General features: G+C 58.4%; 22 protein-coding genes and 1 pseudogene. 8 read left to right on the top strand and 15 right to left on the bottom strand.

Features of this window, described 5'->3' with window-relative positions; all coding sequences use genetic code 11:
• The first annotated feature begins 81 nt into the window (after positions 1-81).
• Complete coding sequence (cdd, locus tag AC6CWS_RS01645) at positions 82-966, top strand: cytidine deaminase (RefSeq protein WP_080901708.1); 885 nt, start codon at positions 82-84, stop codon at positions 964-966.
• Between the two features lie 345 nt (positions 967-1,311).
• Positions 1,312-2,028 carry an outer membrane permeability protein SanA gene (gene sanA, locus AC6CWS_RS01640; protein ID WP_004201624.1) on the top strand — a complete coding sequence of 239 codons (717 nt, stop codon included), beginning with the start codon at positions 1,312-1,314 and terminating at the stop codon, positions 2,026-2,028.
• A 70-nt stretch (positions 2,029-2,098) separates the two neighbouring features.
• On the opposite strand, the gene mglC is transcribed toward sanA, so the two are convergent.
• The 6 genes from mglC to folE form a co-directional block, all read right to left on the bottom strand.
• Complete coding sequence (gene mglC / locus AC6CWS_RS01635; RefSeq protein WP_002912871.1) at positions 2,099-3,109, bottom strand: galactose/methyl galactoside ABC transporter permease MglC; 1,011 nt, start codon at positions 3,107-3,109, stop codon at positions 2,099-2,101.
• A gap of 15 nt (positions 3,110-3,124) precedes the next feature.
• Complete coding sequence (gene mglA / locus AC6CWS_RS01630) at positions 3,125-4,645, bottom strand: galactose/methyl galactoside ABC transporter ATP-binding protein MglA (protein ID WP_004201625.1); 1,521 nt, start codon at positions 4,643-4,645, stop codon at positions 3,125-3,127.
• A 118-nt stretch (positions 4,646-4,763) separates the two neighbouring features.
• Positions 4,764-5,762 (bottom strand): galactose/glucose ABC transporter substrate-binding protein MglB, encoded by a 999-nt coding sequence (mglB, locus tag AC6CWS_RS01625; protein ID WP_023290441.1) that lies wholly within the window; start codon positions 5,760-5,762, stop codon positions 4,764-4,766.
• A 296-nt stretch (positions 5,763-6,058) separates the two neighbouring features.
• On the bottom strand, positions 6,059-7,081 hold the full coding sequence (gene galS / locus AC6CWS_RS01620; protein ID WP_080901707.1) for an HTH-type transcriptional regulator GalS: 1,023 nt from the start codon (positions 7,079-7,081) through the stop codon (positions 6,059-6,061).
• A 155-nt stretch (positions 7,082-7,236) separates the two neighbouring features.
• The gene (gene yeiB, locus AC6CWS_RS01615) at positions 7,237-8,394 is read right to left on the bottom strand and encodes a DUF418 domain-containing protein YeiB (RefSeq protein ID WP_080901706.1); all 1,158 of its coding nucleotides are present in this window, start codon (positions 8,392-8,394) and stop codon (positions 7,237-7,239) included.
• A 15-nt stretch (positions 8,395-8,409) separates the two neighbouring features.
• Positions 8,410-9,078 (bottom strand): GTP cyclohydrolase I FolE, encoded by a 669-nt coding sequence (folE, locus tag AC6CWS_RS01610; RefSeq protein WP_023290444.1) that lies wholly within the window; start codon positions 9,076-9,078, stop codon positions 8,410-8,412.
• A gap of 360 nt (positions 9,079-9,438) precedes the next feature.
• Here folE and fghA point away from each other — a divergent pair, with 360 nt between their 5' ends.
• Positions 9,439-10,272: an S-formylglutathione hydrolase gene (gene fghA, locus AC6CWS_RS01605; protein ID WP_080901705.1), complete on the top strand. Its 834-nt coding sequence runs from the start codon at positions 9,439-9,441 to the stop codon at positions 10,270-10,272.
• 57 nt (positions 10,273-10,329) lie between these two features.
• On the opposite strand, the gene cirA is transcribed toward fghA, so the two are convergent.
• Positions 10,330-12,303 (bottom strand): catecholate siderophore receptor CirA, encoded by a 1,974-nt coding sequence (gene cirA / locus AC6CWS_RS01600; protein ID WP_064157251.1) that lies wholly within the window; start codon positions 12,301-12,303, stop codon positions 10,330-10,332.
• Between the two features lie 246 nt (positions 12,304-12,549).
• Between cirA and AC6CWS_RS01595 the strand changes: the two genes are divergently transcribed.
• Entirely contained in the window at positions 12,550-13,209 is a 660-nt protein-coding gene (locus AC6CWS_RS01595; RefSeq protein WP_139789855.1) for a hypothetical protein, read from the top strand.
• On the opposite strand, the gene AC6CWS_RS01590 is transcribed toward AC6CWS_RS01595, so the two are convergent.
• Positions 13,199-14,668 carry an amino acid permease gene (locus AC6CWS_RS01590; RefSeq protein ID WP_023290447.1) on the bottom strand — a complete coding sequence of 490 codons (1,470 nt, stop codon included), beginning with the start codon at positions 14,666-14,668 and terminating at the stop codon, positions 13,199-13,201. The two genes, AC6CWS_RS01595 and AC6CWS_RS01590, sit on opposite strands and share 11 nt — an antisense overlap.
• Positions 14,669-14,847: 179 nt before the next feature.
• Positions 14,848-15,714 (bottom strand): DNA-binding transcriptional regulator YeiE, encoded by an 867-nt coding sequence (gene yieE / locus AC6CWS_RS01585; protein WP_004201638.1) that lies wholly within the window; start codon positions 15,712-15,714, stop codon positions 14,848-14,850.
• 265 nt (positions 15,715-15,979) lie between these two features.
• Here yieE and AC6CWS_RS01580 point away from each other — a divergent pair, with 265 nt between their 5' ends.
• Positions 15,980-17,029: a YeiH family protein gene (locus tag AC6CWS_RS01580; RefSeq protein ID WP_080901704.1), complete on the top strand. Its 1,050-nt coding sequence runs from the start codon at positions 15,980-15,982 to the stop codon at positions 17,027-17,029.
• Positions 17,030-17,100: 71 nt separating this feature from the next.
• Positions 17,101-17,955 (top strand): deoxyribonuclease IV, encoded by an 855-nt coding sequence (gene nfo, locus AC6CWS_RS01575; protein WP_023290450.1) that lies wholly within the window; start codon positions 17,101-17,103, stop codon positions 17,953-17,955.
• Positions 17,956-18,008: 53 nt separating this feature from the next.
• Here nfo and fruA read toward each other — a convergent pair whose 3' ends face one another.
• From fruA to fruB, 3 genes are read right to left on the bottom strand one after another with little or no spacing between them, the layout of a single operon-like run.
• Entirely contained in the window at positions 18,009-19,703 is a 1,695-nt protein-coding gene (gene fruA, locus AC6CWS_RS01570) for a PTS fructose transporter subunit IIBC (RefSeq protein ID WP_044524221.1), read from the bottom strand.
• Between the two features lie 16 nt (positions 19,704-19,719).
• Positions 19,720-20,658, bottom strand: coding sequence for a 1-phosphofructokinase (gene fruK, locus AC6CWS_RS01565; RefSeq protein WP_002912941.1), 939 nt, complete (start codon positions 20,656-20,658; stop codon positions 19,720-19,722).
• Complete coding sequence (fruB, locus tag AC6CWS_RS01560; RefSeq protein ID WP_023290452.1) at positions 20,659-21,789, bottom strand: fused PTS fructose transporter subunit IIA/HPr protein; 1,131 nt, start codon at positions 21,787-21,789, stop codon at positions 20,659-20,661.
• Between the two features lie 336 nt (positions 21,790-22,125).
• Here fruB and setB point away from each other — a divergent pair, with 336 nt between their 5' ends.
• Positions 22,126-23,307 (top strand): sugar efflux transporter SetB, encoded by a 1,182-nt coding sequence (gene setB / locus AC6CWS_RS01555; RefSeq protein ID WP_032453530.1) that lies wholly within the window; start codon positions 22,126-22,128, stop codon positions 23,305-23,307.
• A 34-nt stretch (positions 23,308-23,341) separates the two neighbouring features.
• Here the strand turns inward: setB and AC6CWS_RS01550 are convergent.
• Positions 23,342-23,434 (bottom strand): annotated as a pseudogene (locus AC6CWS_RS01550) (hypothetical protein); the annotation flags it as partial.
• 34 nt (positions 23,435-23,468) lie between these two features.
• Positions 23,469-23,723: a YkgJ family cysteine cluster protein gene (locus tag AC6CWS_RS01545; RefSeq protein ID WP_023290454.1), complete on the bottom strand. Its 255-nt coding sequence runs from the start codon at positions 23,721-23,723 to the stop codon at positions 23,469-23,471.
• A 147-nt stretch (positions 23,724-23,870) separates the two neighbouring features.
• Between AC6CWS_RS01545 and yeiP the strand changes: the two genes are divergently transcribed.
• Positions 23,871-24,443: an elongation factor P-like protein YeiP gene (gene yeiP / locus AC6CWS_RS01540; protein ID WP_002912951.1), complete on the top strand. Its 573-nt coding sequence runs from the start codon at positions 23,871-23,873 to the stop codon at positions 24,441-24,443.
• A gap of 71 nt (positions 24,444-24,514) precedes the next feature.
• Here yeiP and uxuA read toward each other — a convergent pair whose 3' ends face one another.
• The gene (uxuA, locus tag AC6CWS_RS01535) at positions 24,515-25,705 is read right to left on the bottom strand and encodes a mannonate dehydratase (protein ID WP_023290455.1); all 1,191 of its coding nucleotides are present in this window, start codon (positions 25,703-25,705) and stop codon (positions 24,515-24,517) included.
• Between the last annotated feature and the right edge of the window lie 144 nt (positions 25,706-25,849).

Genomic DNA, 25,849 nt, shown 5'->3' with positions numbered 1-25,849 from the left:
TAGCAATGAGACGTAAATCACATTTGAAACCCCTTGACGCCCGTACACTGGTTTCCCATTACACTGTTATGAGGCAACGCTATGCACTCACGTTTTCAAGCTGCTTTGACGACTCTGGCAGCAGACCTGCAGGCGGCCATCGCCCCGATGCTCGTCGACCCGCACTTCCCGGCGCTGCTCGAGGCCGATCAGGTGGCGACGCTGCAACAGGCGACAGGTCTGGACGAAGACGCGCTGGCCTTTGCGCTACTGCCGCTTGCCGCCGCCTGCGCGCGCGCCGACCTTTCCCACTTTAACGTCGGGGCTATCGCCCGCGGCGTCAGCGGCCGCTGGTACTTTGGCGGCAACATGGAGTTTCTCGGCGCCACCATGCAGCAGACCGTCCATGCGGAGCAGAGCGCCATCAGCCACGCCTGGCTGCGCGGTGAAACCTCCCTGCGCGCCATCACGGTGAACTACACGCCGTGCGGCCATTGCCGTCAGTTTATGAACGAACTGAACAGCGGACTGACGCTGCGCATTCATCTGCCCGGTCGCGAAGCCCATGCGCTGCAGCACTATCTGCCGGATGCCTTCGGCCCGAAAGACCTGGAGATCAAAACCCTGCTGATGGACCACCAGAACCACGGCTTCCCGGTCAGCGGCGATGCCCTGTCCCAGGCGGCGATTGAGGCCGCTAACCGCTGCCACGCGCCGTACAGCCACTCGCCTTCCGGCGTAGCGCTGGAGCTGAAAGATGGCACCCTTTTCAGCGGCAGCTATGCGGAAAACGCGGCGTTCAACCCGACGCTGCCGCCGCTGCAGGGGGCGCTGAATCTCCTCAGCCTCAACGGCTATGATTATCCGGACATCCAGCGGGCGATCCTGGCGGAGAAAGCCGATGCGGCGCTGATTCAGTGGGACGCCACCGTCGCCACCCTGAAGGCGCTGGGCTGCCACAATATCGAGCGCGTGCTGTTAGGTTAATCAGCCTGCGCGCCTGAGCAGATGGCCGGATGACGGTTTCGTCTAATCCGGCCGACCTTTTATGCCGTTATGTTGTCGGGAGGCGCTCCGCTAACCCGACCTACCGTTCGCGCCATTGCGAGCTGAAGATCGCTATGGCTGCTGAAACTGCCGACCTGACGGCCTCAAAGTCGCTGAGACGTTCCCGGAGGACCGGAGAACAGGTTGCGGCTACGCCTTGCCCGGTCTGGGATCGGCGATCGGTCCATATTGCTGAAAATCCCCGCAATTAAACGCGGGTTTCTTGCGCTTACCCGGCGGGTAAAGTAGCCTGAAGACTCCGTTGTCTATTATTGAGCCAAGTTCATGTTAAAGCGTGTGTTCTACAGCCTGTTAGTCCTGCTCGGCCTGCTGCTGTTGACCGTGCTGGGTCTTGACCGCTGGATGAGCTGGAAAACCGCGCCCTATATCTATGACGAGCTGCAGGACCTCCCCTACCGCCAGGTCGGCGTGGTGCTGGGCACCGCTAAATACTACCGCACCGGGGTGATCAATCAGTATTACCGCTACCGCATCCAGGGCGCGCTCAACGCCTACAATAGCGGCAAGGTCAACTATCTGCTGCTGAGCGGGGATAACGCCCTGCAAAGCTACAATGAACCGATGACTATGCGCCGGGACCTGATTAAAGGCGGCGTCGATCCGGCGGATATCGTGCTGGACTATGCCGGTTTCCGCACGCTCGACTCGATCGTCCGCACCCGCAAAGTGTTCGACACCAACGACTTCATTATCATCACCCAACGCTTCCACTGCGAACGGGCGCTGTTTATCGCCCTGCATATGGGGATCCAGGCTCAGTGCTACGCGGTGCCGTCGCCGAAGGATATGTGGAGCGTGCGGCTGCGCGAATTCGGCGCCCGCTTCGGCGCGCTGGCGGACCTCTACATCTTCAAACGGGAACCGCGCTTCCTCGGTCCTTTAATCCCGATTCCGGCGCAGCAGCACGACGTGCCGGATGACGCCCAGTCCTACCCGGCGGTCACCCCGGAGCAGCTACTGGAGCTGCAGAAAGAAAAGTAGCCTCCATCAACGCATCCGTTTCAGGCATAAAAAAACCCGCGTCAGGCGCGGGTTTTTACTCAGGCATAAATTACTTCTTACGGGCGTATTTCAGGGAATCCAGCGCCACGGCGAAGATAATGATCGCCCCCTTAATGATGTACTGCCAGTAAGGGTTAACGCCGATATAGGTCAGGCCGTAGTTGATCACGGTGAAGATAATCACCCCGGTCACCACGCCGAATACGGTCCCTACCCCGCCGCTGAACGATACGCCGCCCACCACGCAGGCGGCGATGGCGTCCAGTTCGTACATAAAGCCGAGGTTATTGGTCGCCGAGCCGATACGACCAGCTTCCAGCAGGCCGCCGAAGGCGTAGAACACGCCGGAGAGGGCGTAGATCATCAGCAGGTTCAACGCTACGTTGACCCCGGAGACCTTCGCCGCTTCCGGGTTACCGCCGATAGCGAAGATGTTTTTGCCAAAGCGCGTTTTGTTCCACAGGATCCAGACAAAGAAGACGGCAATCAGCGCGTAGAAGGTGATGTAGGACAGGCGGAACGAGCCCAGCGCCACAAAACCCTGCGCGAAATGGGAGAAATGGCTGTCGAAGCCGGAGATCGGCGACGCGCCCACGAAGTCGTAGTACAGCGAGTTAATGCCGTAGACGATGATCATGGTCCCAAGGGTGGTAATAAACGGCGTCACGTTCAGATAGGCAATGACGATCCCGTTAATCAGGCCGATGACTGCCCCGATGGCGCATACCAGCAGGATGACCAGCGGGATCGGCATGGTCGCCATATCCGGGAACACCTTGTTGGCATTATCCACCGCCTGCAGCATGGTCGCGGCAATCACCGCCGCCAGTCCCACCTGACGGCCGGCGGAGAGGTCGGTGCCCTGCGTGACAATCAGTCCGGCCACCCCGAGGGCAATAATAATACGCACCGAGGACTGGGTCAGAATATTACTCAGGTTGAGCAGACTTAAAAATGTCGGATCCTGGAAGATAATAATGGCCAACAGGACCAGAAGGACGACATATATCCCACCCTCTTTCAGGTAAGTGAGAAAACTCTTTTTATTTAACGCACTCATGTGAAGCCCCTGATCTTAAAGGTGCAATGACGCAAGACGCAGTATTTCGTTTTGCGTGGTGGTTTTAGTCTCAACAATGCCCGCGACCAGGCCGTTGCTCATCACCAGAATGCGGTCGGTAATCCCCAGCAGTTCCGGCATTTCGGAGGAAATAATAATGATCCCTTTATCTTTTTTAGCCAGCTCGGCAATCAGCTGATAGATCTCGAATTTGGCGCCGACGTCGATACCGCGCGTCGGCTCGTCCAGCATCAGGATCTCCGGCTGGGTCAGCAGCCAGCGGCCAATAATAACCTTTTGCTGGTTACCACCGGAAAGCGAACCAATCTGCGTATGCTGGCCGGGGGTTTTAACGCGCATAGAGTCAATGACCCATTGGGTATCGCTCTTCATCCGCGAGTTATCCAGCAAGCCGACGCTGTTTTTATATTTCTTAATATTGGAGATCAGCGAGTTAAAACCGATATCCAGATAGGCGTAAATCCCGGTGGAGCGCCGCTCCTCGGTCACCAGCGCAAAACCGTGGTTAATCGCCTCATTGGCGCTGTGGTTGTTGATCTTCTTCCCGTGCAGGGTGATGGTGCCGCTGGCCTTCTCACGGATCCCGAACAGGGTCTCCACGATGTCGGTACGCTTCGCGCCCACCAGACCGGCGATACCGAGAATTTCGCCCTTATGCAGATCGAAGGAGACATCGCGAATGGACGGCTGGCGCAGGGAGGTGAGATTGCGCACCTGGAGGATCACTTCTCCCGGGGTGTTTTCTCGATCCGGAAAGCGCTGGTTGAGCGAACGCCCGACCATCATGGCGATGATCTTGTCCATATCCAGCCCTTCCAGCGGCTGGGTGGCGATCCACTGGCCGTCGCGAAGGATGGTAATTTCATCGCACAGCTGGAAAATCTCTTCCATTTTGTGCGAGATATAGACGATACCGCAGCCGCGATCTTTCAGCTTGCGGATAATCTTAAACAGATGGTTGACCTCTTTTTCCGTCAGCGAGGACGTCGGCTCGTCCATGATGACGATTTTGGCGTCATAGGAAAACGCCTTGGCGATCTCAATCATCTGCATCTGGGATACCGATAAGGTACCGACGCGGGCGCGCGGGTCGATATCAATATCCAGCTCATCAAATATGGCCTTGGTGTCCCGGTACATTTTGTCCTGATCGACAAACATACCTTTAGTGGGATAACGCCCGAGCCACATGTTGTCCATGACCGAACGCTGTAAGACCAGGTTTAATTCCTGATGTACCATCGAAATACCGTTTTCCAGGGCTTCTTTCGCCGAATGGAAATCGATCTCTTTTCCCTGAAAAAGAATGCTGCCGGAATCTTTTTGATAGATCCCAAAAAGGCATTTTAATAATGTCGATTTACCGGCGCCGTTCTCACCCATTAACGCATGAATGGAGTGCGGACGAACCTTCAGGTTGACATTATCAAGAGCCTTGACGCCAGGAAACGATTTGTTGATGTTGGTCATTTCCAACAAATATTCGCCTGACCGTTCGCTATTATTGCTGACCATAGTTATACCTGGCTGCGTTCATGCACGCCCCGTCCGGCGCAATAACGCCAGCAGGAGTCTGGTTCTGTATCAGGAATAATCGGGCGTGGATAACCCACGCCCGCAACTCACATCACGATTATTTGCCGGTAAACTGGCTCAGGTTGTCTTTATCGACGCCCACATAGGGGACGCGAACAATCTTGTTGTCAATTTTCCAGTTGGTGCCTGCCGCAGCGTCTTTCCCGTCGGCCAGGTTTTTCGCCAGATCGAAGGTCGCTTTCGCCTGGTTGTTAGCATCGTTCAGCACGGTTCCGGCCATCGCGCCGGATTTCACCAGCGCCAGGGCTTCCGGCAGCGCATCCACGCCGAACACCGGAATGCTGCTCTTGTTGTGCGCTTTCAGCGCTTCAACCGCGCCCATCGCCATGGCGTCGTTGTTAGCGATCACCACTTCAATCTTGTTCGCATTCGGGCCGGAGAGCCAGGCGTCCATTTTGTCTTTCGCCTGGGCGGTATCCCACATGGCGGTGTCCATCTGCAGCTGCTGGGTCTTCAGGCCTTTATCATTCAGCTCTTTGATAACGTAGGTGGTACGCGCTTCCGCATCCGGATGGCCCGGCTCGCCTTTCAGCAGGACGTACTGGATCTGGCCGTCTTTATTCAGATCCCAGTTCGGGTTGGCTTTCCAGTGCTTGGCGATCAGATCGCCCTGAATAATCCCGGACTCTTTCGAGTCGGTACCGACGTAATAAGCTTTGTCATAGCTATCCAGCGCTTTACGGGAAGGCTCTTTGTTGAAGAACACCACCGGAATGTTCTGCCCGCGCGCTTTTTCGATGACCGTTCCCGCCGCAGCCGGGTCAACCAGGTTGATCGCCAGGGCTTTCACGCCTTTCGCCAGCAGCACGTCAATCTGATCGTTTTGTTTCGACTGGTCGTTCTGCGAGTCATTCATCAGCAGCTGGACGTCAGGCGCGGATTTGCCATCTTTTTCAATCGCCTTACGCACCACCGACATAAAGTTGTCGTCATATTTATAAATCGTCACGCCGATACGGGTATCTGCTGCGTGTGCTGCGGCGCCAAATAACAGACCAGCCATTACAGCAGAGAGGGTAAACACCTTCTTATTCATGGAATCTCCGGTTTTATTATGCAGGGTCATTTTTGTGAAAAAGTGCGGGCGGGATTTGTTGCATTAGTGTTACCGCACAACGCATTTCACGACGAAAATTCGGTCTTCCGTGTCGGGTAACGCTCCAGAAAAATACGACTCTAATACTCGTTTAACGCCTTGTTCCTACTGAAGAAAGTGAGGATTTCCCATCACCTCGCGGTTCAGACTGGTAAACGCTGCCATCATAATCAGGTGAATGTTAATATACTGTGAATTTACTCACAAATTGAAAGCGGTTACATCCCGCCGCCGCTTCAGTTAGTGATCGGCCCCACAGTTTGCCGCTGGGCAACGGAGTGACGGCGCACCAGGGTGGGCATAAAGCAGTGCGTCGCCTCGCGATCCAGCTTGCCGGCCGCCCCCAGCAGCGCCAGCTCGGTGGCCAGCTTCGCCATCGACATTACCGGATAGCGCACGGTGGTCAGCTGAGGATCGGTGTAACGGGAAATAGGAATATCATCAAAGCCAATCAGCGACAGATGCTGCGGCACGACAATGCCGTTGTCCTTCAGCGTGGTCAGCGCGCCGGCCGCCATGCTGTCGTTATAGGCGAACACCGCAGTGAGGCCGAGATTCCGCCCCAGCAGTTCGACCATCGCCGCTTCGCCGCCCTGCATGTCCGGGGAGCCGGACCCCACCCAGCTGTCCGGGGCGATGATGCCCTGCTCCTGCAGCGCTTTGCTCCACCCTTCCCGGCGCATATCGTCGTCTTCAATGCCGTGATTAGAGGAGAGATAACCGATGCGCTGGTGGCCGTGATTGAGCAGCATGCGGGTAGCCATCAGCGCGCCGCTAACGTTGTCGAGGCCGACGCAGCGATGGGCAAAGCACGGCACGATGCGGTTGATCAGCACCATCCCCGGGATATGTTGCATAAAGTCGCTCAGTTCAGCATCGCTGAGCGCTTTAGAATGGACGATCAGCGCCGAGCAGCGCTGGCGGATCAGCACCTCGATGGCATGGCGCTCTTTTTCCGCCTCGTGATAGCTGTTGCCGATCAGCACATACTTATGATGCTGCTGGGCGACGGTATCCACCGCTTTCACCAGCGCGCCGAAGAAGGCATCGGAGACGTCCATCACCACCACGCCGATGGTATCGCTGACCTGGGTGGCCAGCGCCTGGGCGTTGGCGTTGGGCCGGTAGCCCAGCTGGGTCACCGCTTTCATCACCACGTCGCGCGTATCCGGACTCACCAGCGCGCTATTGTTCAGCACCCGCGACACGGTGGCCACGGATACGCCCGCCTGGCGGGCGACATCACGAATGGTGATCATACTCAGCGACCTTAAGAGAATTACCGCACGTCACATTCACCTCCTGTGCTCAGCAAGGAGGCTATTCTGGCAGCGACCCGCGGTCCGCTACGTGAGTGAGGTCACACGGCTGGAAACGTTTACATCCGTTTTGTTAATGATTGTGATCGAGATCGTTATCTGGATGTGTCTTTCAATGATGTCCCTGACGCACGCAGGGTTAACTGACGCCACAGCCATTCCACCGGCCCCTGGCGGAAGCGGCGCAGCCAGAGTGATGATACGAGGAGGTTGACGGCCCAGATGGGGGGAACAAAGGCCAGCAGCTGCAGACGATCGAAGCGCATAAACAGCCCGAGATGATAAAACAAGGTGGTGCAGATCAGGGTCTGCAGCAGGTAGTTGCTCAGCGCCATGCGTCCGACGCAGGCGATAGCCCCCACCAGGCGGAAACGGCAGAGCTGCGGCCAGTAACCCCAGGCCAGCGAGGCATAGCCGATAGCCTGCAGCGGGGCGCTCAGTTCACGCGGCGCCTGCAGTAAAAACGCGCACCAGCGATAGTCCCAGGCCAGATACCACTGGGCGACAATAGCCGGCACATTCACCGCCATCCCGGCTAGCACCAGCAGCGCGCCGGTGCGCCGATAGTGACGCTGGCTGAACTGCCCTTTCAGCCAGCCGCTGCGCATCAGCGCCGCGCCTATCAGCATCATCCCCGCCAGCTGCCAGCCATACTGCGCGCCGAGCGCCAACAGATTGTCCGACAGCATATCCGCCCGGTTGCTGACCGCCTCCATGCCGCCGTGCAGCTTCCAGTACTGCTCATACTGCAGATTGGCCGCGTCCGGTACCCAGGAGCGATTCGAGGCCGTCCCCGAGATAATCCCCAGCAGGACCAGCACCGCAATACCGGTGAGGTAGAGCACCACCCCGGTGTTAAACAGCGATTTAACATGCTGCGCCTCGCGCACCATGCGCCAGCTCACCAGCCCCACCAGGGCGTAAGCCAACAGAATATCGCCATCCCAGAAGAAGAGACCGTGAATGAAACCAAGCAGCGCCAGCAGGGTCAGCCGCGACTGGATCCAGCGTTTGCCGCGGGGGAGCAGGAGCTGCAGACCGGCGCCAAACAGCAGCGCGAACAGGGTAAGAAACTTCACCTGCGCCAGCAGGTCAAGGATCGCCCAGGTCCAGGCGTCGCTGAGGGTCGCGCTTCCTGACCAGGCCGGATTGAGGTAAGCGGCCTTCGGCAAGCCGAAGGCGCTGATATTGAGAAGCAGGATACCGAGGATGGCGACGCCGCGGACAAAGTCCAGCGTGACATTTCTCTCCATGTACCCTGCTCCGTTTTAGTTGTGGTGACGTACTGCGCGCAGGAATTCCTGGCGGGTATTCTGGCTGGATTTGAACAGGCCACCGAGGGAGGTGGTGGTAGTGGCGCTGGTCGCGTCGCGGATGCCGCGCGCTTTCACGCAGTAATGCACCGCGTCAATGGATACCGCCACGTTGCTGGTGCCGAGCAGCGTCTGCAGCGCGATCAGGATCTGCTGCGTGAGACGCTCCTGGACCTGCGGGCGCTGGGCGAAGAACTGCACGATGCGGTTGATTTTCGACAGGCCGATCACCGAATCTTTCGGGATATAGGCTACCGTCGCTTTACCATCGATGGTGACAAAGTGGTGTTCGCAGGTGCTGGTCAGGGTGATATCGCGCACGGTGACCATTTCATCGACCTTCATTTTGTTTTCAATGACGGTGATTTTCGGGAAACGGGAGTAATCCAGTCCGGAGAAGATCTCATCGACATACATTTTGGCGATGCGATGCGGGGTCTCCATCAGACTGTCATCACTCAGATCCAGATTCAGCAGTTGCATAATCTCGGTCATATGACCGGTAATCAAACGCTTGCGTGTTTCGTTATCAATTTCTTGTACTGGCGCACGCATCGGCGTCTCCAGCCCACGAGCGACCAGCGCTTCATGAACGAGGACGGCTTCTTTACTCAGTGATGACATTTGGGTTTCTCCTGCAGGTGTGGCGCTCTTTGCTTTTTCTGGGGGCAAAGTTTGTATTCATTGTGCGTGAGGTGGCGCACAGAATCCAGTAGCCGTAACGATAATTATTGAAATTGGCGCTGCCTTTTATTAAGGCGCGAAGCCACGCCTCAGGCGCGACGCCAAATCCCTATCGCCGAATCCGGAATGATCCAACCGCTGTACGCATCCATAAGCGCCATCGCTACACCGGCATGTTGGCTATAAGTTGCATTAATGATGCAGTAAGTTCTCAAAAGGAGAAAGTGAAAGTTGCTCACCGGCTAATGAAATATCTGTATTATGAACGTTTACGCGCACATCCCTTCCGAGGAGCCTTGCATGGAACTGCTTGAAGAGCATCGCTGTTTTGACGGCCGGCAACAACGCTGGCGTCATCACTCCCCTGTCCTGAACTGCGCCATGACGTTCAGCATTTTTTTACCGCCTGAGCGCGAAGCGCCGCCGCCGGTGCTGTACTGGCTGTCCGGGCTGACCTGTAACGATGAAAACTTTACCACCAAGGCGGGCGCTCAGCGCATTGCCGCCGCGCTGGGCATCGCGCTGGTGATGCCGGATACCAGCCCGCGCGGTGACGAGGTGGCCAACGATGACGGTTACGATCTGGGGCAAGGCGCTGGCTTCTACCTGAACGCCACCGAGGCGCCGTGGGCGGCGCACTACCGGATGTACGATTACCTGCGCGACGAACTGCCCGCGCTTATCCGCAGCGAGTTTACCGTCGGCGAGCGCTGCGCCATCAGCGGCCACTCGATGGGCGGTCACGGCGCGCTTATCATGGCGCTCACCAATCCCGGCCGCTACGCCAGCGTCTCCGCCTTCGCGCCAATCGTCAATCCCTCCCAGGTGCCGTGGGGCAAGAAAGCGTTTACCGCCTATCTCGGCGCCGATGAATCGACATGGCGCGCCTGGGACAGCTGCGCCCTGATGCAGGCCAGCCAGCCGGCGGACGCGGTGCCGACGCTTATCGATCAGGGCGATAACGATCCGTTCCTCGCCGGACAGCTGCAGCCCGCGGTGCTGGCGGAGGTCGCGCGGCAGAAGGCCTGGCCGTTAACGCTGCGCATCCAGCCCGGTTACGATCATAGCTACTACTTTATTGCCTCGTTTATCGAAGACCATCTGCGTTTCCACGCGCAGCATCTCTTTAACTAAACGCAACCTGCGCCGCGAATCCACGTCGCGGCGCTGGCCATCGTTAAGCGCCAACGATCAGAAGCGATAATCCACGGCCATAAAGTAGCGACGGCCCTCTTCGGTATAGCTGTAGTCGTCCCGGTTGAGATCTTTATCGCCCACGTTCTGCACCCCGGAGCGCAGTTTCACATTCTTGGTGACCTGCCACGCCGCGCCGACGTCAAACAGGGTATAGCCGCCCGGCGTTTTGCCGGTGGCGCTCACCGCGCGCTGCTGGCCGGTATAGTTGGCCGTCACGTAGAAGGACCAGTCGTCCAGCGGTTTCCAGTCAAGCGTGCCGTTGGCGGTATGGAACGGCAGCGTCTGCAGCGGTTTGTCGCCGCCGTTGCTCAGATCGCGACCATCGTTGTAGGTGTAGTTCACCGTCAGCTTCCACTCATCGCCGAACGGGATCTTCACCTCGGTCTCCACCCCTTTGATGCGGGCTTTGTTGACGTTGAAATAGCGGAAGATCGGTACGCGCTTACCGTTGACGGTTTTCCAGCCGACAAAGTTCGGGTAGCCCGGCGCTTCGCTGGCGCTGGAGGTGCGCAGAACATCAATCATATCGTCGACATTGTTCTGGAAGGTGGTGATGCTGCCTTCAACATCCTGCAGCCAGCCCTCTTCCCCACGATAGTAGAGACCAAGCTCGAAGCTTTCGCTGGTTTCCGGCTTCAGATCCGGGTTACCGATGATGCTGCACGAGCCGCGGCAGGAGTTGGTGGTCCAGTCGGGGTTAAGCTGCAGTAGCGACGGGGCTTTAAACGCCGTCGCCCAGCCGCCTTTGACGGTGACGGTATCGGTGGCGTTATACACCAGATAGGCGCGCGGGCTCCAGTGATCGCCATAGGTCTGATGGTCGTCCATACGAATGCCGGTGGTCAGCGCCAGCGGCTCGATGATGCGCCATTCGTCTTCAATAAACAGGGCGTACTGGCTGGCTGAGGTCGACTGGCCGCCGCTGCTCAGGTTGACCGGATCTTTCAGCTTGTCGTGGCGCCATTCGCCGCCGAAGGTCACCAGCTGGTTAATCATGTCCAGCGGCAGGACATACTTGCCGTCGATGGCATTGCTTTCGGAGGTGATGGTGCCGTTCTGCCCTGGATTTTTATTATCCACCTTTTCGCCGTAGAACTTGAGCTCGCTGTTGCCCATCTCCCAGCGTCCGTTATGGCTCAGGGAGTAGTTCTCACGCTCAAGGCGGTTGCGGTCAAGGGAATCGGAGTCGCGATCCTGGCGGTCAAAGCCATAGCCCGCGGTGAAATCGTGGTTGTCGCTCGGCGTCCAGGCGAATTCAACATTGCCATCGCGGCTGGTGAAGCCCTCGATGCGCGGCGTTTCGCCGGTGGCATTGCTGGAAGACTGCGGATCGTCCTTGGCGCGCTTCGCCAGGCTGCCGTAGGCCTTCATCCCGAGCACGCCGTCGATCAGCGGGCCGCTGGTGAAGAACTGGCCGTTCCAGGTATCGCCGCGGTCGCGGTGTTCCTGAATGGTGGTATCGGCGCTCAGCGTCCCGGTCCATTTCTGGCCGATTTTTTTGGTAATAATGTTGACCACGCCGCCGAGCGCATCGGAGCCGTACAGGGAGGACATCGGGCCGCGCACCACCTCGATACGTTCGATGGCATCCACCGGGATCCAGTTCAGGTCGAAGTCATTGTGGCGGAAGACGGCGTTCCGGGAGTTGACGCGTTTCCCGTCGACAAGGATCAGGGTATAGCTGCTGCTCAGACCGCGAATGCTGACGCCCTTGCGGTTATCCCCTTCGTTGGTGAGCTGGACCCCGGGCACATCGCGCAGTACGTCTTTCAGGTTCTGCACCGGCTTGCGCTGCAAATCCTGCTGGGTGATGACGCTGATGCTCGCCGGTGCGTCTTTGACGCTCTGTTCAGTGGCCGAGGCGGTCACCACCAGCGTTTCTTCATTCACATCGGCCAGGGCCGGAAACGCCAACGATACGACGGACGCAGACAATCCCGCCCGGATAAAAGGGTTTAACCTGAACATTCCAAATCTCCATGAGGTGTACAACCAAACAAACAAAAAGGTGCTGCTCACACGCGCTGGCGGCCTGCCGCTCTGTCGGCGGTAGACTCGCGCTGTTTTCTCGTCGATGTGGCTGGTCGCCCGATGTCAGTTTGTACACATAGCAGAGACGGGGGGAGTGGCTTCATCCGTAATGGTCGGAAATGATAAAGATAATGATTTCTATTATCAATATAATTATGAAGAATTGTGTCAGGCTGTAACCGTGTGGACATAAAAAAAGCCCTCTTTTCAGAGGGCTTCCGGGTGATGCAAACCTGTTTTCGTTATCGTACTCATCTGTCTGCCGGGTGGCGGCTTTCGCCTTACCCGGCCTACGAAGAATTGCAATATCAAACAGTTACGCAAATATCTGTAGGCACGCGTAAGCGCAGCGCCGCCGGGCAATTCCTGAAGATTGCACTTGGCCAGCAAGATGAAGCCCTCTTTTCAGAGGGCTTCCGGGTGATACAAACCTGTTTTCGTTATCGTACTCATATGTCTGCCGGGTGGCGGCTTTCGCCTTACCCGGCCTACGAAAAATTGCAATATCAAACAGTTACGCAGATATATGTAGGCCCGCGCAAGCGCAGCGCCGCCGGGCAATTCCTGAAGATTGCACTTTGCCAGCACGATGAAGCCCTATTTTCAGAGGGCTTCCGGGTGATACAAACCTGTTTTCGTTATCGTACTCATATGTCTGCCGGGTGGCGGCTTTCGCCTTTCCCGGCCTACGAAAAGTTGAAATATCAAACAGTTACGCAAATATCTGTAGGCCCGCGCAAGCGCAGCGCCGCCGGGCAATTCCTGAAGATTGCGCTTGGCCAGCAAGAGGAAGCCCTCTTTACAGAGGGCTTTTATCGCACAATAGCGAAGATTAACGCTTAAAGCGGTCCGGGAAGGTCATTTCGCTGTAGCGAACGAAGCGGGTGCCTTTCGCCAGTTTGTACCCAAACCAGATGACGAGGAACAGCGGAATACCGATGTAGGTCGCCGCCACGCCGCCCCAGTCAATGGTGTCCTTGAGGAACGCTTCGTAGTTCTGTCCGAGGGTGATGATCAGGCACAGCACGAAGGCGAAGATCGGCCCCAGCGGGAAGAACCCGGAACGATACGGCAGATTATTAATATCGTTACCCTGCAGGACGAAGCCACGACGGAAACGATAGTGGCTGATGGCAATCCCCAGCCAGGCGATAAAGCCCGTCATCCCCGAGGTGTTCAGCAGCCACAGGTACACCGTCTGGTTACCGAACATCGAAGTCAGGAAGCACAGCGCCGCGATAACGGTGGTCGCATACAGGGCGTTGCGCGGTACGCCGCCACGCGACAGCTTCGAGAAAATGCGCGGCGCTTTGCCGTCGCAGGCCAGGGTATACAGCATACGCGTAGAGGCGTACATCCCCGAGTTACCCGCCGACAGAACGGCCGTCAGGATAACGGCGTTCATGATCGCCGCCGCCGACAGCAGACCGGCGTGCTGGAAGACCAGCGTGAACGGGCTGACGGAGATATCTTTAACGTCGTTGCGCAGCAGGCTCGGATCGGTATACGGAATGATCAGGCTGATAATCAGGATCGCGAAGACGTAAAACAGCAGGATACGCCAGAAGACCTGGCGCACCGCGCGCGGAATGTTCTTTTCCGGGTTCTCAGACTCACCGGCGGCAATACCGATAAGCTCGGTGCCCTGGAAGGAGAAGCCGACAATCATCGCCACGCCGATCATCGCCGAGAAGCCGCCGGCAAACGGCGCATCCGCGATCCCCCAGTTGCTCCAGCCGGCAGGCTGCGCCCCTTTGAAGATGCCGACAATCATCATCACGCCGACGATGATAAAGATAATGACGGTGGCCACTTTGATCAGCGAGAACCAGTATTCCGCCTCGCCAAAGCCGCGCACCGAGATCCAGTTCAGCAGGAACATAATGCCGAGGAACAAGGCGCTCCAGATCCAGCCTGGGGTGTCAGGGAACCAGTAGCTCATCACCAGCTGCGAGGCCACGAGGTCAACGGCGATCGTTACCGCCCAGTTGTACCAGTAGTTCCAGCCCAGCGCGAAGCCGAAGCCCTCTTCAACATAATTCTGCCCGTAGGTGGCGAAGGAACCGGACACCGGCATAAACGCCGCCAGTTCGCCCAGGCTGGTCATCAGGAAATAGACCATCAGACCGATCAGAATATAAGACAGCAGCGCCCCGCCGGGACCTGCTTGCGAAATCGTTGCGCCAGAGGCAACAAAAAGACCCGTACCGATGGAACCGCCGATGGCGATCATGGTCAAGTGGCGCGCCTTTAGTTCACGACGTAGCGTGGGCGCTTCTGTGGTTTTAGTTTCCGAAACCATGTGATAATGCTATCCATCCAAAAAATGAGGCGCGATTGTAGCAGACGATCGGGGTTCCATCCGGTACAAATGCAAAGTTATAAGAGAGCTTCATGATCGACCGCAAATTATTAGTAAAGCACTAACCTGCGGAATTGCCAGCAAATTCCCCCCCTTTATCAGGCGATAACGCCGGATCGCTACACCTGGCAATACTGTAGAAAACGTTGTAATGCTTTGGAAATATGCTTCTGCCGGTGGTGGATCCGCCACAGCGTGCGCGTCAGCCGGGGCAGCGGCACTTTCAGCTCCGCCAGCGTGCCGGAGGCCAGCTGTTCGGCAATCACCCGCCGCGATAAGCAGCTGATCCCCAGCCCATGGCGCACCGCGTGTTTGATCGCCTCCGAGTTGCCCAGCTCCATCCCCAGATGAAACGCCGGCAGATGCGACAGCAGAACGTAATCGACAATCTCCCGGGTGCCAGACCCATGCTCGCGCAGGATCCACGGCGCCTCGGCCAGCTGCTGCAGGGTCACCTCCCCCGCCAGCAGCGGCGAGTCAGGCGCGGCAAACACCACCAGCTCATCTTCCAGCCACGGCTCGGCGATAATATCGGCGGCATGGCACGGCCCCTCGATCAGACCGAAATCCACCCGCAGGTCGGCAACGGCGTTAATCACGTCCAGGCTGTTGCCCACGCTCAGCTCAACCGGCAGATCCGGGAAGTCATGGCGATAGCGGGCAATGATCTCCGGCATAATATAGTTGCCGATGGTGCTGCTGGCGTAGACCCGAATCGCCCCGTTGTCGCCGCGAAACAGCTGCTCGATCTCCAGGGCCCGCTCCAGCAACGCCAGGGCGCGCGGATAGAGCAGCCGTCCATGCTCATTGACCACCAGCCGCTTGCCGACGCGGTCGAACAGCTGTACGCCGAGCTGCCCTTCCAGATCGGTCAGCGCGGCGCTGACCGCCGATTGCGAAAGCGCCAGCATCTGTGACGCCTGAGTGGTCGACCCACTCTTATGGACTTCGGCGAACACTTCCAGCTGCCGCAGCGTAATATGCATAACCCACCCGTTTAGTAATCCAGTCTGAATAACCTTCCTTACTATGGTGACACAAATCGAGGCGGCTGACGGAAGGAAAATCCCCTTACGTCACAAAATCATCGTCTTGCTGACAAGAGCAGCTCGCTTGCGCGCCTCACTCCCCTGCCCCGTTATCCCCGGCGAAGCGGCCATTAACCACTTATTACGATTGATTATAAACATATAATCAATTTTATATTTAATCCCGCGCGGCGTAACCTTTAGGCAGACAAAGGAGAAGGTTATGACAGCACTCACTTTACCCACCAAACATCGTTCCCTGTGGCATTTTGTCCCAGGCCTGGCGCTGACCGCCGCCCTGACCGGCGCCGCCCTGTGGGCCGGTAGCTTCCCGGCCATCGCCGGGGCGGGCTTCAGCGCCCTGACCCTCGCTATCCTGTTCGGGATGGTCGTCGGTAACACGGTCTATCCGAAAATCTGGCAGCCCTGCGACGGCGGGGTGATCTTCGCCAAACAGCATCTGCTGCGCCTGGGGATCATCCTCTACGGCTTCCGCCTGACGTTCGCCCAGATTGCCGACGTCGGCGTGAGCGGTATTTTGATTGACGTTCTGACGCTCTCCAGCACCTTTTTCATTGCCTGCTTCCTGGGCCAGAAAGTGTTTGGGCTCGATAAGCACACCAGCTGGCTGATCGGCGCCGGCAGCAGCATCTGCGGCGCGGCGGCAGTGCTCGCCAGCGAGCCGGTGGTCAAAGCCGAAGCCAGTAAAGTGACCGTCGCCGTCGCCACGGTGGTGATCTTCGGTACCATCGCTATCTTCCTCTACCCGGCGATGTATCCGCTGCTGGCGCACTGGTTTACCCCGGAGACCTACGGGATCTATATGGGTTCTACCATGCATGAAGTGGCGCAGGTCGTCGCCGCCGGCCATGCGGTCAGCCCGGATGCGGAGAACGCCGCGGTTATCGCTAAAATGCTGCGCGTGATGATGCTGGCCCCGTTCCTGCTGTTCCTGGCGGCGCGAGTTAAACAACTGACCCCGGCAGATAACGGCGAGAAAAGCAAAATCACCATTCCGTGGTTTGCCATTATGTTCATCCTGGTGGCGGTGTTTAACTCCTTCCATCTGCTGCCGAAAGCGGTCGTGGAGATGCTGGTGACGCTGGATACCGTCCTGCTGGCGATGGCGATGGCCGCTCTTGGGGTGACCACTCACGTCAGCGCGCTGAAAAAAGCCGGGGCGAAACCGCTGCTGATGGCGCTGATGCTGTTCGTCTGGTTGATTGTCGGCGGCGGGGCCATTAACGTCGCCATCCACAGCCTGATGGCATAAAGCACTACATCTTTCTCCAGTTAAGCCGCTATCATTACCCACCCCCCAGCGGCTTTAACTGGAGTTTTTTTATGAAATACGTAGGAGCGCACGTGAGCGCCTCAGGTGGACTGGCCAATGCCGCCATTCGCGCCGCCGAAATCGAAGCAACCGCCTTCGCCCTCTTCACCAAAAATCAGCGCCAGTGGCGCGCCGCGCCGCTCAGCGACCAGACCATCGCCGAATTCAAAGCCGCCTGTGAAAAGTATCACTTTGGCCCCGGACAGATCCTGCCGCACGACAGCTACCTGATTAACCTCGGCCACCCGGTGGAAGAGGCGCTGGAAAAATCCCGTGACGCCTTCATCGATGAGATGACCCGCTGTCAGCAGCTGGGGCTGACGCTGCTCAACTTCCACCCCGGCAGCCATCTGCAGCAGATCCCGGAGGAAGAGTGTCTGGCGCGCATCGCCGAATCGATCAATATCGCGCTGGCGAAGACCGAAGGCGTCACCGCGGTTATCGAAAATACCGCCGGCCAGGGCAGCAACCTGGGCTTTAAGTTCGAGCACCTCGCGGCCATCATCGACGGCGTGGAAGATAAAACCCGCGTCGGCGTCTGCATCGATACCTGCCACGCCTTCGCCGCCGGCTATGACCTGCGCAGCGCCGAAGCCTGCGAGAAAACCTTTGCCGACTTCGACCGTATCGTCGGCTTTCAGTATCTGCGCGGCATGCATCTCAACGATGCCAAGAGCGCCTTCGGCAGCCGGGTCGACCGTCACCATAGTCTGGGGGAAGGCAACATCGGCCACGATTGCTTCAGCTGGATCATGCAGGACAACCGCTTCGACGGCATTCCGCTGATTCTGGAAACCATCAACCCGGATATCTGGGCGGAAGAGATAGCCTGGCTGCGGGCGCAGCAGATCGCCGAAGTGGCGTAAATAGAGACATAAAAAAAGGGCCGAACAGTCGGCCCTTTTTTATTGCGGAGAAATTATGCCGCTTTTTCGACTTCCGCTACCTGCGCTTCCGGGCGTTTCAGCACCGCGTAGGAGAGGCCCGCCACCAGCGTCCCGGCAACAATCGCCAGCAGGTAACCCAGCACTGGCGTAATCGCCCCCGGGATCAGCAGAACAAACAGCCCGCCGTGCGGCGCCATCAGTTTCGCGCCAATCGCCATCGAGATAGCGCCGGTTACCGCGCCGCCGACGATACAGCAAGGCAGCACGCGCATCGGGTCACGGGCGGCAAAAGGAATCGCCCCTTCAGAGATAAAGCACAGGCCGAGAACCAGCGCGGCTTTACCCCCTTCCCGCTGCCCTTTGTCGAACTTATTGCGGGCAACCAGCGTCGCGATACCCATCGCCAGCGGAGGCACCATACCGGCCGCCATGATCGCCGCCATCGGCGCGTAGGTCTGGGTACTCAGCAGGCCAACGCCGAAGGCATAGGCCGCTTTGTTCACCGGGCCGCCCATGTCGGTACACATCATCGCGCCGAGGATCGCGCCCAGCAGAACCGCGTTGGCGGTGCCCATGGTTTGCAGCCAGTGGGTCAGCCAGGCGAGGATACCGGCGACCGGTTTACCAATCAGGTAGATCATCGCCAGGCCCACGATCAGGCTGGAGACCAGCGGAATGATCAGGATCGGCTTCAGCGCTTCCATACTCTGCGGCAGTTTCAGCTTAGTGCTGATGGCTTTCGCCACGTAACCGGCAAGGAAACCGGCAATGATCCCGCCGATAAAGCCGGAGCCGCCGCTGACCGCCAGCATACCGCCGATAAGACCCGGGGTCAGACCCGGACGGTCGGCAATGGAGAAGGCGATAAAGCCCGCCAGCACCGGCACCATCAGCGCGAAGGCCGAGCCGCCGCCGATTTGCATCAGCGCCGCCGCGAGGGTGTCTTTCACTTCAAACGCTTTGATCCCGAAGGCAAAGGAGAGCGCGATACACAGGCCGCCCGCCACCACCATCGGCAGCATGTAGGAGACGCCGGTCAGCAGGTGGCGGTAGGCGCCCGCCGACTCTTTTTTACCTTCGCCAGCAGCCTGAGGTTTACCGGAAGGCTGGTACGGTTTGGCTTCAGCCACCGCTTTGTCCAGCTCCTGGGCGGTTTTCTTCAGCGCCAGACCGGTGGTGGTGCGATACATCGGCTTGCCGGCGAATTTCGCCAGGTCGACTTCGATATCGGCGGCGACGATCACCAGATCCGCCTCGGCCACCTCTTCCGGGGTGATAGCATTGCCCGCGCCGACGGAGCCGCGGGTTTCCACTTTCACCCACCAGCCGCGTTTTTTCGCTTCGGTTTCAATGGCTTCAGCCGCCATAAAGGTATGGGCAACGCCGGTCGGACAGGCGGTGACCGCGACAATACGTTTCGGTCCGCCGGTGGCCGCCGGGACTGCCGCGGCGGCAGGCGCCGCGTACGGCGTCGCGTGGCCTTTAGCTTCGCTGAGGAACAGCTCCGGGTGCGCCACGGCGCGATTAATATCGCCGAGGTAGACCTGTTTGCCGTTCAGCGCGCTGTCAGTGGGCAGCGCCGACCCGAGAACAATCACCAGTTCGGCGTCGTTCGGATTATCAATCAGTTCAAGGTGCGCTTTTGGCGCTGCGGCACCCAGCAGGGTTTTCGCCATATAGGCGCGCGCCTGTCCGAGTCCGGCATCAATAATCAGCAGCGTTTTCATTATGCCTCTCCTGCTGTCAATTAAAGGGTTGTAAGTCGACGCGCGCCATCATCGCGGCCAACTGGGTACGGTCGGTGATCCCGACGTTGCTCTGGCTGACGGCCAGGGCAGCGACGGCGGTCGCCAGGCGCAGGGTATGCTCGCTGGATTCACGCATCAGCAGGCCGTAAATCAGGCCGCCGACCATCGAATCGCCGGCGCCAACGGTGCTGACCACTTCGACTGAAGGCGGTTTGGCAATCCACTCGCCTGAGGCGTTCACCCACAGCGCGCCCTCTTCGCCCAGGGAAATCACCACGTGGGCGATCCCCTGCTCGCGCAGCGCATGGGCGGCGTCGATAACGTCTTTCATCTCCGGCAGCTTACGGCCAGCCCAGATCTCCAGCTCGCGACGGTTCGGTTTCACCAGCCACGGCGCCGCTTTCAGTCCGGCAACCAGCGCTTCGCGGCTGCTGTCAAAAATGATGCACGGGCACTGGCTGCGCAGACGGGTCATCCAGTCGGTAAAGGCTTCCGGGCTGACGCCGGACGGCAGGCTGCCGCTGACGCAGACCATATCGAACTGCCCCAGCCAGCTCAGGGAGTCGTTGACGAAGCGTTCCCAGTCGCCTGGGGTGACTTCAAAGCCGGAGAAGTTGAAATCGGTCACTTCGCCATCTTTTTCCGTCAGCTTAACGTTGATGCGGGTCCGGCCCTGCACCACCTGGAAACGGTTGGCGATCCCCAGCTCGCTGAACAGCTGCTGAAAGCCATCCTGGTTGTCTTTCCCCAGGAAGCCGCCGACGGTGACGTCAATGCCAAGATCTTTCAGCACCTTCGCCACGTTGATGCCTTTCCCGGCGGCGTGCAGGCCGGTGGTACGCACCAGGTTCACTTCACCGCGCTCGATCTCCGGGGTGAAGCCCACCAGATCGTACGCCGGGTTTAAAGTAATGGTTGCTACACGTCTGCTCATTTATGCGCCCTCCCCAAGGCCTGCGGCGATCGCTTCGCCAATCGCATCCAGCGCTTGTTGCGCATCCTCACCCTGCGCGGTAAAGCGCAGACGGTGACCTTTTTTCACACCCAGCGCCACGACCTTCATCAGGCTGCGGCCGTTGGCCGGCTTGCCGGAACCGTCGAGGTTAGTGACGGTGACGTCGCTGGAAAATTGTTTAATGGTGTTGACCAGCATGGTGCCCGGACGGGCATGCAGGCCGTGCTCATTGCGCACCACGAATTCGGCGCTCAGCACATCTTCGGCAATCGCGTCGTCGCTGGTCAACAGCGCCAGCACGGTGGCGGCGTCGGCTTTCAGCAGATGGTCAGCTTTCTTGTCCAGCAGCAGCTTGCTCAGGCGGTTCAGCACCGCGGTTGGCTGATCGTCGGTCATCGCCACCGTAACCAACAGGGAAACCGGCTGGTCGTCGCGGGTGAAGGCGGTGGCGGCGCGGCTGACCGCCACGGCGCTGCGCAGATTGCCTTCGGCGCTGTCGTTCAGCCAGATGCCCTGACCGAGGTTCAGCGGCGTATCGTTAATGACGTGGCTAACGAAGGCGGAATCCACAGCGCCTGCTTCTTTCAGACGCGCGGCGTTCAGCGCCTGCAGGGTCAGCAGATCGCTGGCCGCGACGTCGAGACTCAGGGTCTCGTTGTCCAGCTTCAGCGCTTCGCTCTGCTTCTCCCCCATCAGCAGCGCCCGCAGCTCTTCCGCGGTGGTGGCGGACTGCAGCTGGGCGGCGACCGCGTCATCGCTCAGCACATGGGTCAGCTGACGCAGCAGGCCGAGGTGTTCATCTGAGCTGGCGGCAATCCCGATCGCCACATAGGCGGTCTGCCCTTCGCCCCAGGTGACGCCCTGCGGGAACTGAAACACCTGAACGCCGGTCTTCAGCACCTGGTCACGCGTATCCGTCGTGCCGTGCGGGATCGCGATCCCGTTGCCGAGGAAGGTGGAGGTCTGCTGCTCGCGCGCCAGCATGCCGTTCACGTAGCCATCGGCCACGTTGCCAGCGCTGACCAGCGCGGCGGCGACCTGCCGGATGGCCTCTTCTTTATTACCGGCCTGCTGGCCGGGATGAATATCCTGCACAGATAACTGGAACATGGTTCTCCTCTCCTGCTGAATTGAATCGTTTCAGCTAACTTGAGAAAAAAGGCGCCATCTGACGGTGAACGATATGCCGAATGACGCTGAAACGTTTCAAGAATTCTGTACCTTTCTTGCTCAACGCGCAAGGTACGTCAGCGACTTGATTGCAGAACTTAGAGGTACTGCACACTTTTGCTGAAGCCCTGGCGCCTGGCCGCGGTAAACGTCAGCTTTTTGCTGAACCCTCTATTTTGAAACGCCTTTTTAATTATTCGTGCCATACTACTGTTTATTTTCAGCCAGCAGGCGTAAACTCCGCGCCGTCTCCTGAAACTACAGAAAACCAAACACATGGAAAACCGAAGCGCCGCCCTTCCCCGACGCGGGTTCGATGTCACCTCTTCCGCCTTCCTGATCGTCGCCTTTCTGACGGGCATTGCCGGGGCGTTGCAGACGCCGACCCTGAGCCTGTTTCTGACCAATGAAGTGCATGTCCGCCCGGCGATGGTGGGTTTCTTTTTTACCGGCAGCGCCGTCATCGGCATTCTGGTCAGCCAGTTCCTCGCCGGACGTTCTGACCGTCAGGGCGATCGCAAGCAGCTGATTGTCGTCTGCTGCCTGCTGGGGGTGCTGGCTTGCGTGCTGTTTGCCTGGAACCGGAACTATTTCATTTTGCTGTTCATCGGCGTATTCCTTAGCAGCTTTGGTTCGACCGCCAACCCGCAGATGTTCGCCCTCGCGCGCGAGCATGCCGACAAAACCGGCCGCGAAGCGGTGATGTTCAGCTCCATTTTGCGCGCCCAGGTCTCACTGGCCTGGGTGATTGGTCCCCCGCTGGCCTATGCGCTGGCGATGGGGTTTGGCTTTACCGCGATGTACCTCAGCGCCGCGGCGGCGTTTATCGTCTGCGGGATCATGGTCTGGCTGTTCTTGCCCAGCATGCGCAAAGCCAAGGCGGTGGCGACTGGCCGGCTGGAAGCCCCGCGCACGCACCGCCGCGATGCGCTGCTGCTGTTCAGCATCTGCACGCTGATGTGGGGCACCAACAGCCTGTACATCATTAATATGCCGCTGTTTATCATTAACGAGCTGCATCTGCCGGAGAAGCTGGCCGGCCTGATGATGGGGACCGCCGCCGGGCTGGAAATTCCCACCATGCTGATTGCCGGTTACTACGCCCGGCGCTTCGGTAAACGCTTTCTGATGCGCCTTTCCGCGGTGGCTGGGGTGCTGTTTTATGTGGGTATGCTGACGGTGCACACGCCGGCGCTGCTGCTGGCGATGCAGGTGCTGAACGCCATCTATATCGGGATCCTCGCCGGGATTGGCATGCTTTATTTCCAGGATTTGATGCCCGGGCAGGCGGGCGCGGCCACCACCCTCTACACCAATACCACCCGCGTCGGCTGGATCATCGCCGGCTCACTGGCGGGCGTGGTGGCAGAGATCTGGAGCTATCATGCGGTGTTCTGGATAGCGCTGGTTATGGGGATCGCCACCCAGGCCTGCCTGTGGCGGATCAGAGACGTATAGATAAGGTTGCCCGGCCGGAGCCGGGCAGTGCGGATTAGTGATCCAGATAGAGATAATGCAGCCAGCTGGTCATGCGCAGCAGCACCTTGCGCATAATCGACACATGGGCAAAATAATCGGTATACACATATCAAAAACCTGTCTCATTTGCTGCTTTAAGCTCAGGGCGCGGTGGCCAGCTCAAGCTCCAGCAGCCAGGTGATGGCGTCATCACGATGAGTGAAGCACATCTCCGGCGAGGGCTGCAGGCTGGCGCACACCTTCGGACGCAGTGGGGAGCCGAAAATCAGGCACAGATTGTGCTCGGAGAGCTGAATACAGCGGGTATTGGCCGGCTTGCCCTGCGGCATGCCGGGGATCGGCGAGGATATAGAGGGGGCGATGCAACATGCGCCACAATCAGTACGACATTCCACAACCCAGCTCCCAAACGCTCATTTTGCGCCACAGCCTAAACGTTTTGCCAGAAGATAGCAAAACTCGCGAATTCCACTTGCCTGAACGCCCGGGCGCGAGTAGTTTTACGCGATATTTTTGACTCGTTAAGTGACAGGATTACTGCAATGCCAAGAGCGAATGAAATTAAAAAAGGTATGGTGCTGAATTACAACGGCAAGCTGCTGATTGTAAAAAATATCGATATTCAGTCACCCAGCGCCCGCGGTGCTGCGACACTGTATAAAATGCGCTTCTCCGATGTGCGTACCGGCCTGAAAGTAGAAGAGCGCTTCAAAGGCGACGATATCGTCGATACCGTGACCCTGACCCGCCGTTTCGTTGACTTCTCCTATGTCGATGGCAACGAATACGTGTTCATGGATAAAGAAGACTACACCCCTTACACCTTCACGAAAGAGCAGATCGAAGAAGAGCTGCAGTTTATTCCGGAAGGCGGCATGCCGGATATGCAGGTGTTGACCTGGGACGGCCAGCTGCTGGCGCTTGAGCTGCCGCAGACCGTGGACCTGGAAATTATCGAAACCGCGCCGGGTATTAAAGGGGCATCCGCCAGCTCCCGCACCAAGCCCGCCACCATGAGCACCGGCCTGGTGATTCAGGTGCCGGAATACCTGACCACCGGTGAGAAAATCCGCATTCATATCGAAGAGTGCCGCTATATGGGCCGCGCGGATTAATTTTCCGTGACGAGTTGACCAGAAAAAAGGACAGCCGCTGGCTGTCCTTTTTGTTATCCCCGTTGCCGCGATTACAGCAGTTCAGGGTATTTGGTCATCTTCAGCGCCAGCTCCACGCCGCGCACTTCCGCCATCCCCTTGAGACGGCCAATCGCCGAATAGCCTGGGTTGGTTTTCTTGCGCAGATCGTCCAGCATCTGATGACCATGATCCGGACGGAACGGGATCGGGCGCAGATCGCCGGCCTGTTTACGCCGCTGCTCTTCACGCAGAATCGCATCCACCACCGCCACCATATTGACGTCGCCGCTAAGGTGCGCCGCCTCGTGGAAGGTTTTCGGGTTCGCCTCGCGGCAGGTGGCGCGCAGATGGGTAAAGTGGATGCGATCGCCAAAGGTCTCCACCATCTTCACCAGATCGTTATCGGCGCGGACGCCATAGGATCCGGTGCACATGGTAAAGCCGTTATTGATGCTGTCCACTGTCTCTTTCAGCCACTGCATATCTTCGATGGTCGACACGATACGCGGCAGGCCCAGGATCGGCCGCGGCGGATCGTCCGGATGCACTGCCAGTCGGATCCCCACCTCTTCGCACACCGGTACGATGGCCCGCAGGAAATAGGCCATATTTTCGCGCAGCTGCGCTTTATCGATGTGGTCATATTCCGCCAGGCGCGCGCGGAACTGGTCGAGGGTGTAGCCCTCTTCCGCCCCCGGCAGGCCGGCGATGATATTGCGGGTCAGTTTCTCAATGTCCGCTTCGCTCATCGCCTTGTAATACGCCTCGGCCTGGCGCTGCTCTTCTTCGCTGTAATCCGCTTCCGCCCCCGGTCGTTTGAGGATATGCAGTTCAAAGGCGGCGAAGGCGATCTGATCGAAACGCAGCGCCCGGGAGCCGTCCGGCAGCTCATATTCCAGATCGGTGCGCGTCCAGTCGAGGATCGGCATAAAGTTGTAGCATACGGTATCGATGCCGCAGGCCGCGAGGTTGCGGATGCTCTGCTGATAGTTGGCAATCCAGGTCGCATACTGCCCGCTGTGGGTTTTAATATCCTCGTGCACCGGAATGCTTTCGACCACCGACCAGGTCAGCCCTTTCGCCGCTAACAGCGCCTGACGCTCTTTAATCTCGTCGACCGGCCAGACCTGACCGTTTGCAATATGGTGCAGCGCAGTGACGACCCCGGTCGCCCCCGCCTGTCGTACATCATCAAGCGATACCGGATCGTTCGGCCCATACCACCGCCAGGTTTGCTCCATCGCTATGCCCTCACAAAAGTTGTTATACCAATAATGGCGACAATCATGACGACTACCATACATGTTTCTCGTCAGGCTGCAAACAGAGCCGGCGCATTGATTGATCCAGCTCACAGTCAGCGGATAATTTCGGCTTACCAATTT

The sequence above is a fragment of the Klebsiella sp. M041 genome, assembly GCF_059759695.1.
The sequence above is the reverse complement of the archived record's forward strand: the minus strand, read 5'-3'. Positions and strand labels throughout refer to the sequence as shown.

Coding starts and splice junctions, on each gene's coding strand:
- nfo (WP_023290450.1), top strand. CDS start 17,101: ATGAAATACGTAGGAGCGCACGTGAGCGCCTCAGGTGGACTGGCCAAT.
- fruK (WP_002912941.1), bottom strand. CDS start 20,658: ATGAGCAGACGTGTAGCAACCATTACTTTAAACCCGGCGTACGATCTG.
- AC6CWS_RS01590 (WP_023290447.1), bottom strand. CDS start 14,668: ATGGTTTCGGAAACTAAAACCACAGAAGCGCCCACGCTACGTCGTGAA.
- fruA (WP_044524221.1), bottom strand. CDS start 19,703: ATGAAAACGCTGCTGATTATTGATGCCGGACTCGGACAGGCGCGCGCC.
- folE (WP_023290444.1), bottom strand. CDS start 9,078: ATGTCATCACTGAGTAAAGAAGCCGTCCTCGTTCATGAAGCGCTGGTC.
- yeiB (WP_080901706.1), bottom strand. CDS start 8,394: ATGGAGAGAAATGTCACGCTGGACTTTGTCCGCGGCGTCGCCATCCTC.
- yeiP (WP_002912951.1), top strand. CDS start 23,871: ATGCCAAGAGCGAATGAAATTAAAAAAGGTATGGTGCTGAATTACAAC.
- setB (WP_032453530.1), top strand. CDS start 22,126: ATGGAAAACCGAAGCGCCGCCCTTCCCCGACGCGGGTTCGATGTCACC.
- uxuA (WP_023290455.1), bottom strand. CDS start 25,705: ATGGAGCAAACCTGGCGGTGGTATGGGCCGAACGATCCGGTATCGCTT.
- mglA (WP_004201625.1), bottom strand. CDS start 4,645: ATGGTCAGCAATAATAGCGAACGGTCAGGCGAATATTTGTTGGAAATG.
- sanA (WP_004201624.1), top strand. CDS start 1,312: ATGTTAAAGCGTGTGTTCTACAGCCTGTTAGTCCTGCTCGGCCTGCTG.
- fruB (WP_023290452.1), bottom strand. CDS start 21,789: ATGTTCCAGTTATCTGTGCAGGATATTCATCCCGGCCAGCAGGCCGGT.
- cdd (WP_080901708.1), top strand. CDS start 82: ATGCACTCACGTTTTCAAGCTGCTTTGACGACTCTGGCAGCAGACCTG.
- mglB (WP_023290441.1), bottom strand. CDS start 5,762: ATGAATAAGAAGGTGTTTACCCTCTCTGCTGTAATGGCTGGTCTGTTA.
- yieE (WP_004201638.1), bottom strand. CDS start 15,714: ATGCATATTACGCTGCGGCAGCTGGAAGTGTTCGCCGAAGTCCATAAG.
- galS (WP_080901707.1), bottom strand. CDS start 7,081: ATGATCACCATTCGTGATGTCGCCCGCCAGGCGGGCGTATCCGTGGCC.
- mglC (WP_002912871.1), bottom strand. CDS start 3,109: ATGAGTGCGTTAAATAAAAAGAGTTTTCTCACTTACCTGAAAGAGGGT.
- AC6CWS_RS01580 (WP_080901704.1), top strand. CDS start 15,980: ATGACAGCACTCACTTTACCCACCAAACATCGTTCCCTGTGGCATTTT.
- cirA (WP_064157251.1), bottom strand. CDS start 12,303: ATGTTCAGGTTAAACCCTTTTATCCGGGCGGGATTGTCTGCGTCCGTC.
- fghA (WP_080901705.1), top strand. CDS start 9,439: ATGGAACTGCTTGAAGAGCATCGCTGTTTTGACGGCCGGCAACAACGC.